We start from the raw sequence: 7,088 nt of genomic DNA, 5'->3' as shown, positions 1-7,088 counted from the left end.
CTTAGAAGATGGCACTCGCCATCCATTTTGCACCAGCACGAGCACGAGCACGAGCACCAGCACGAGCACGAGCACAAGCAGACGGAGGACTTGCCAACGAGCCCAACCCTGGCGAATTCAGCCGCGTGTTTTCGTAACCATCAACCATCAACCATCAACCATCAACCATCAACCAACAACCATCAACCATCAACCAACAACCAACAACCATCAACCATCAACCATCAACCATCAACCATCAACCAACAACCATCAACCATCAACCATCCACCAACCCCGCACGGTCGCCCATCCGGGCGTACACTTCGCGGCCCGCAGCACTGTGCTCGAGCAGGTCGTCGGCAAACCGCACCGTCGCGGGCGGAAACAGTACCATCGTCATCGATCCGCCGAAGCTGAAGTAGCCTTTCTCGGCCCCCTTCTCCACCGCTCCCGGTGTGTAGGTCTGCCAGATGCCGCCGACGCAGGCCGCGCCGACTTCGATCAGCAAGACCGTTCCCAGCGAGCCGCACTGGATTTCGGTCAGCTGGCGTTTGTTCTCCCACAGGATGGCCAGTCGCCGCCGCAGAGCGACGGGGCTGACCGAAGACAGCGATCCGGCGATCGGGCGAGCCGCGCGGGCCGTGCCGCCGACCGGGAAATGAAAACGGTGGTAGTCGGTCGGACACAGCCGTGAGATCAGCAGGCTGCCGCGGGAGTAACGCCGGGCCAGGTCCGCATCGCCCAGCAGCCGAGCCAGATCCATTTGTTGGCCTTTGACCCACAGACCGTCCGCTTCGGAAATGTCGGGCAGGACCAGCTGCCGCCCGTCGGCCGGAAACACGATCGCCGCGGGGTCCGGATCGATGGGCCGCGCTTCGGGACGTAGTTTGCGGTAGAAGAATTCGTTGAAGTTGCCAAACGTCTCGGGCGGCTGGGCGAATTCCTCGGGGTCCACCTGGTACTGTTCGATGAACGGCAGGACTTTGTCGCGGCTGGCCCGGCGGTTCATTCGCCAGCCATACCAGCGGGAAAACCACACCCGGCGAGCGGCCAGGGCCAGGGCCAAACGACCGGCCTGCGTTTCGTACGTCCAGCGGAGGTAGGATTCGCCATAGATCGCTTCCTGCTCCAGGCGGCCGGTATAGCGGTTGAAGTAGGTGATCGGCTGGGGCGTGGGCGAAGCGGCCATGCGGGCGAGTGACTATGGCGACGAGGAAGCGGAGCGGGACGGAAAGCAATGCGGCAGTGCCATGGTCGCAGAAGGACGGCCGCAGGCAAAGCCGCCGGGCCGGTTGGCATCTTCGCCCAGCGGTCTACAATCGAGTGCGGTTTGCCGCCCTGCCCTTGCCGCGTTCCCCCTTTTTCGGCGTTTCGCTCGCTCCGTTGACGCTTTTGTCGTAAAGCCTGCCGCATGCCCATTATCGAGGTTTCCCAGCTGACCAAATCCTACCGCGTGTATCAAAAACGCGAAGGTTTGATGGACAGTGTGCGCGGGTTGTTTCACCGTGAGTATCGCGAAGTCGAAGCCGTGCGGGGCATCGACCTGACGGTCCAGCAGGGCGAGTTCGTGGCATTCCTCGGCCCCAACGGTGCCGGCAAAACCACGACCCTGAAACTGCTCAGCGGCGTGATCAACCCGACCAGCGGCTCGGCCAGCGTGATGGGCTTCGTGCCCTGGGAACGCAAGAACGAGTACCGCCGCCGCTTTGCCCTGGTGATGGGACAGAAGAACCAGTTGTGGTGGGACCTGCCGGCGCAGGAATCGTATCGGCTGCACCAGCAGATCTACGGCATCGACCCCGCTGAGTTCACGCGGCGGTTGAGCGAGTTGGCCGACCTGTTGGATGTCCAGCGTCTGCTGGGCCAACCGGTGCGCGAGCTGTCGCTGGGTGAACGCATGAAGATGGAATTGATGGCGGCCCTGCTGCACAGCCCCGACGTGCTGTTTCTGGACGAACCGACCATCGGCCTGGACGTGATCGCCCAGCACAACATCCAGCAATTCCTGAAGTACTATCAGGAGAAACGCAAGATCACGATCCTGTTGACCAGCCACTATATGAAGGACGTCGCCGCCCTGTGCAAACGCGTGGTGATCATCGCCGACGGAAGCATCCAGTACGACGGCTCGTTATCGGGCATCGTCGACAAGTTTTCCGGCAGCAAGGTGGTGACGCTGCAGTTCGCCGAGGACGTCCAGCCGGACAACCTGGGGCTGATCGGTGAGGTGCTGGATACGAACTGGCCCAAAGCACGGATCCGCATCCCCCGCGCCGAGGTGCCCGCCCGTTTGACTCAGGCCCTGCGTGACCACGCGGTGGTCGATGTATCGGTGGAGGATCCGCCTCTGGAAGACGTGATCGCCGATCTATTCCACTCGGTCGGACGCGGTTCCAGGGACGCCGATCCCGAGGCCACGGCCAGCCAGGCGGCCGAAACATGAGCGATGCGGTGGCACCGGCGGGATGGCGGCACCGCGTTCAGACCTGGTGGGTGATCCTGAGGATCGCTCTGGAGGAACGCTTGGTGTACCGCGGCGATTTCGCCCTCGGCACGCTGATGCGTTTCCTGCCCATCGTGACGCAGATCTTTTTGTGGTCCGCCATCTTTGCCTCGATCAGCGGGTCACAGAGCAGCGGGGCACAGGGTGAGGGGGAACCGACGACGGTGGGCGGATTTCGCTTTGCCGACATGGTGGCCTACTACCTGATGACCATGATCGCCCGGGCGTTTTCCAGTATGCCCGGGTTGGCCAGCGGGATTGCGCTGCAGATCCGCGAAGGCGAAATCAAACGCTACCTGGTCCAACCGGTCGACCTGGTCGGGTTTCTGTTGCTGCAGCGGATTGCGCACAAGACGGCGTATTACACCGTGGCGATCCTGCCCTTTGCGCTGGTGTTTTTTCTGTGCCGGGGATACTTCGTCGACGGCTGGCCCGAGCCCACCGTGCTGCTGGCCTTTGTGGCTTCGCTGGTGATGGGATTCTTGATCGGATTCTTTCTGGAAGCGTCGATCGGGATGATCGGGTTCTGGTTCCTGGAAGTCACATCGCTGCTGTTCATCTATATGTTGTTCAGCTTCTTTCTCAGCGGTCACATGTTTCCGCTGACGCTGCTGCCCGACCAGATCGAATGGGTGGTGCAGCGATTGCCGTTCAAGTACCTGGCCTATTTTCCGGCGGCGGTCTTTCTGGGCAAAGTTCCCGAGGACGAACTGGCCACCGAGATGCTGTGGCAGGCCGGTTGGCTGGTGTTCTTTATTTTGCTGTGCCGCTGGATGTATGCCCGCGGCATCCGTCGCTACAGCGGTTTTGGCGGGTGACCGTCGCTTCGTGGCTCGTCGGTGAACCCCAAGCAGAATCAAAAACGCTATGGAATCGCAGCGAATATTGTTGGTCGAAGACGATTGCGAACTGGCCGGGATGGTCGCGGATTTTCTGAGCGAGCACGGGTTTGCGGTCACCATCGAAAGCGATGGCCTGGCCGCCGCACAGCGAATTCCTGCACAGACCTACGATGCCCTGGTGCTGGACATCGGCCTGCCCGGCTTGGACGGCATCTCGGTGTGCCGGCAGGTGCGTTCCGCCTTTCAAGGCCCCATCCTGATGTTGACCGCTCGCGGCGACGAAATCGATGAAGTCGTGGCCTTGGAGGTCGGAGCCGACGATTACATGAGCAAACCGGTGCGGCCGCGAGCCTTGTTGGCTCGTCTGCGCGTGCACCTGCGGCGCGTCGAACAGCCGGCTTTGGGGCCGCCCGCCGCACGCGTGGTGGTCAACGGTTTGAGCGTCGATCCGGCCAGCCGCAATGTTCAGGTCGACGGCCGAAGTCTGGACCTGACGACCGCGGAATTCGACCTGCTGTGGTTGTTGGCCAGCCGCGCCGGACAAGTCGTGGACCGGCAGTGTTTGTATCAGGAACTGCACGGGCTTCGCTACGACGGCCTGGATCGTTCGATCGATCTCCGCGTCTCGCGGCTGCGAAAGAAAATCGGTGACGACCCCAACCACCCCAGCCGCATCAAGAGTGTCCGCGGCGTGGGCTACCTGCTGGCAACCGAATCATGACCCGGCTGTTTTTGCGTTTCTATCTCGGCGTCATCGTCATCCTGATGCTGGCCTGGTTGATCCTGTCCTACGTCTACCAACAGCGGACCGCTTCGCAAAACATTCGCGTCATCGAACAGGCCTTGTCCGGTGGCGCACGGCTGGCCAAGGCGCGGCTGGAAGCGCTTCCGCGGGCTCAGCAAGCCGCGGAACTGGCGCGGATGGAAGCGTCGTTTGAGTATCCGGTGCGGGTGCGAGCGTTCGATCCCGAGCGGTATCCGGCCCGGGTTGCCCAGCGGCTGCGCGAGGGCGACGTGGTACTCCGCGGCAGTTCGATTCTGATCACCGCGCGCGACAACGAACAATTGATCCGGCTGGGGCCCCTGCCCTCCTTTGTCGGTCCCAGTCAACGCGAATTGTTGTTGGGATTCGGAGCGGTGTTTTTATTGTCGGCCATCGCGATCGCCATCCTGCTGCGGCCCGTCGCCTTGCAGCTGCGCGGTGTGGAGCGGACCGCCAGCGCGATCGCCGCGGGCGACCTTTCGGCCCGCATCGATGCCTCGCCCTGGTCGCGCAGTTTGCCGCTGGCCGCCGCCTTCAACTCCATGGCTGAGCGCACCGAAACGCTGCTGCGGGCCCAGCGGGAACTGCTGCAGGCCGTCTCGCACGAGCTGCGCACACCGCTGGCGCGGATTCGGTTTGCCACCGACCTGATCGAATCTTCGCCCAATGAACAGCAGCGTCAGAAACGCCTGCAGGCAGTGGACACCGCGACCCAGGAACTGGATGACCTGGTGGGCGAGCTGCTGACGTACGTCAAACTGGAATCGGAAACGCCGACGGCAGCCTGGGAAGCGATCGAACTGGAGGAATTGTTTGCGGATCTGATCGAAGCCCAAGCGGTGCTGAACCCTGAGATCCAGTTCGCAAAAAGCGTCTCGCCGGCGCCCTGCTACGTGCCCGGCGAACGGCTGAGATTGTCGCGGGCGATCGGTAATCTGATCCGCAACGCCGCCCGTTTTGCTCGCCAGCGGGTGACGATCTCCGCCAGCCAGAGCGATTCGCACACCCTGATCACCATCGAGGACGATGGACGCGGGGTCGCCGAGGCGGATCGCGAGCGGATCTTCGAACCGTTCGTGCGATTGGCGAAGAGCGAAGGCGGCGGGTCGGGATTGGGGCTAGCCCTGGTCCGCCGCATCGTGACCAGTTACGGCGGCACCGTGGGCGTGGAACCCAGTCCGCACGGCGGCGCCCGGTTCTGGATCCGTCTGCCGCACGGCGAACGCGAGTGAAACGGGAAGGGAACGGCAGCGAATCGATTGGACCGAAGGTCCAAAGCCGCTGGAAGCGGCGGTAGCACGGTGCCGGTGGTGAAACCACCGGTTGTGAACCAAACGAAACGCAAAGCTCCGGAGGAGCGACAGATGAGGGAGATGATTCGGTTCGTTTCCCTGTCGCTCCTCCGGAGCTAAATCTTTTTGTTGCATCCGACACCGGCGGCTCGCGCGGCCGGCATCGAGCTTTCGCCACTTCGTGGCTTCTTCCGCTTCCCGGCTGCGTCCGCTTACCCTTGGGCCGCGGCGGCTTTGTCTAGACAGCGGCTGATCTGGCGGACGGCTTGCCGCAGACGCTGTTGGTTCTCGACCAAGGCCAGTCGCAGGTAGCCCTCGCCGGCGGGGCCGAAACCGCTGCCGGGGCTGACCGCCACGTCGCCCTGTTCGAGCAACATCATCGCAAAGTCCATCGTGCTCATCGCCTTTCGCCACCGCTCGGGGACCTCGGCCCAGACGAACATCCCGGCCCGCGGCGGCGTCACGTTCCAGCCCAAGCGGCGGAGGCCGTTGACCAGCACGTCGCGGCGCCCCTGGTAGATCTCCGATTGCGCTTCGACCGCCGCCTCGGTTTCACGCAGGGCCACGATCGCGGCGATCTGGATCGCCTGGAACATGCCGTAGTCGTAGTAGCCTTTGACCGTGCCGAGGGCGCGGATCATTTCGGCGTTGCCGGCGCAGAACCCGACCCGCCAACCGGCCATGTTGTACCCCTTGCTCATCGTCGTGAATTCCACGCCGACTTCCTTGGCTCCGTCGACGGCCAGAAAACTGGGCGGTTGGTAGCCGTCGAAGGCGACGTCGGCATAAGCAAAATCGTGCAGCACCATAAACTGGTACTTGCGGGCCAGCCGAACCACTTCGACGAAGAACGACGGATCGATGGTCGCCGAAGAGGGGTTATGCGGATAATTGACGATCAAGACCTTGGGCCGCGGCGTCAGGTTCTCGCACGTGTAGGCCACGTTCCGCAAAAATTTGTCCGGGTCGGCCACGTCCAACGCGACGACGTTGCCCGAGGCCAGGATCACGCCGTACATGTGGATCGGGAAATACGGTGCCGGGATGATCGCCGTGTCGCCCGGGCCCATCAGCGCGAGGCACATGTGTGAAAAGCCTTCCTTGCTGCCCAGGCAGGAGATGATCTCCGATTCCGGATCCAGCCGCGCCCCGTACTTGCGATAGTACTTGCTGGCCACCTCGCGGCGGAGGTTCGCGATGCCGTTGCTCTTGCTGTAGCCGTGGTTCCGCTCGTCGGCCGCGGCTTCGGCCAATTTGGCGATCACGATCGGGTCCGGGGGATCCGAGGGATTGCCCATTCCCAGGTCGATCACGTCGCTGCCGTCGCGTCGCTTCTGGTACAGCATCGTGTTGATGCGGCCGAACATGTAGGGCGGCAGACGCTCGACTCGGCCGGCCACCTTGACCGGGACTTCTTGCACCGGGGAAGCGGATTCGGTGGGCTCGTCGCCCGGCGGATCGATCGCCGGGCCGTCAAGATTAATCGCGTCACTCATAGCACTACGCAAATTGCGGTTCTTCGAACAATAAATACAGCCGCTGATTGTCTCATTTTGGTCCCCACTTAGCCCAGGGGGCAGACCACACGAGATTTTGCAAAAAAAAAAGACTTGCCGGCCCGCGAGTGGGAACGGCAAGTCGATGCGTTCGGACGACCGAGCGGCGCCGCTGGCACAGGCTTTAGACGAGCGAAAGTAGCACGGCTC

At 62.7% G+C, this 7,088-nt stretch carries 6 protein-coding genes; 4 read left to right on the top strand and 2 right to left on the bottom strand.

The window, feature by feature from the left end; translation table 11 throughout:
• Nucleotides 1–259: 259 nt before the first annotated feature.
• Nucleotides 260–1,171, bottom strand: coding sequence for a phosphatidylserine decarboxylase (locus GE027_RS20600; protein WP_153559115.1), 912 nt, complete (start codon nucleotides 1,169–1,171; stop codon nucleotides 260–262).
• A 222-nt stretch (nucleotides 1,172–1,393) separates the two neighbouring features.
• Here GE027_RS20600 and GE027_RS20595 point away from each other — a divergent pair, with 222 nt between their 5' ends.
• The 4 genes from GE027_RS20595 to GE027_RS20580 are packed head-to-tail and all read left to right on the top strand — an operon-like array spanning nucleotide 1,394 to nucleotide 5,322.
• Nucleotides 1,394–2,425, top strand: coding sequence for an ABC transporter ATP-binding protein (locus GE027_RS20595; RefSeq protein WP_153559114.1), 1,032 nt, complete (start codon nucleotides 1,394–1,396; stop codon nucleotides 2,423–2,425).
• Nucleotides 2,422–3,303 (top strand): ABC transporter permease, encoded by an 882-nt coding sequence (locus GE027_RS20590; protein ID WP_153559113.1) that lies wholly within the window; start codon nucleotides 2,422–2,424, stop codon nucleotides 3,301–3,303. Before GE027_RS20595 ends, GE027_RS20590 begins: the two co-directional genes overlap by 4 nt.
• Nucleotides 3,304–3,352: 49 nt before the next feature.
• Complete coding sequence (locus GE027_RS20585; RefSeq protein ID WP_153559112.1) at nucleotides 3,353–4,048, top strand: response regulator transcription factor; 696 nt, start codon at nucleotides 3,353–3,355, stop codon at nucleotides 4,046–4,048.
• Nucleotides 4,045–5,322 carry an ATP-binding protein gene (locus GE027_RS20580; protein ID WP_153559111.1) on the top strand — a complete coding sequence of 426 codons (1,278 nt, stop codon included), beginning with the start codon at nucleotides 4,045–4,047 and terminating at the stop codon, nucleotides 5,320–5,322. The genes GE027_RS20585 and GE027_RS20580 overlap by 4 nt, the downstream gene beginning before the upstream one ends.
• Before the next feature lie 272 nt (nucleotides 5,323–5,594).
• Here the strand turns inward: GE027_RS20580 and GE027_RS20575 are convergent, their stop codons facing one another.
• Nucleotides 5,595–6,878, bottom strand: coding sequence for an aminotransferase class I/II-fold pyridoxal phosphate-dependent enzyme (locus GE027_RS20575; protein WP_153559110.1), 1,284 nt, complete (start codon nucleotides 6,876–6,878; stop codon nucleotides 5,595–5,597).
• Nucleotides 6,879–7,088 lie beyond the last annotated feature (210 nt).

The sequence above is a fragment of the Roseimaritima sediminicola genome, from assembly GCF_009618275.1.
In the GTDB taxonomy this organism is placed as follows: domain Bacteria; phylum Planctomycetota; class Planctomycetia; order Pirellulales; family Pirellulaceae; genus Roseimaritima; species Roseimaritima sediminicola.
The sequence above is the reverse complement of the archived record's forward strand: the minus strand, read 5'-3'. Positions and strand labels throughout refer to the sequence as shown.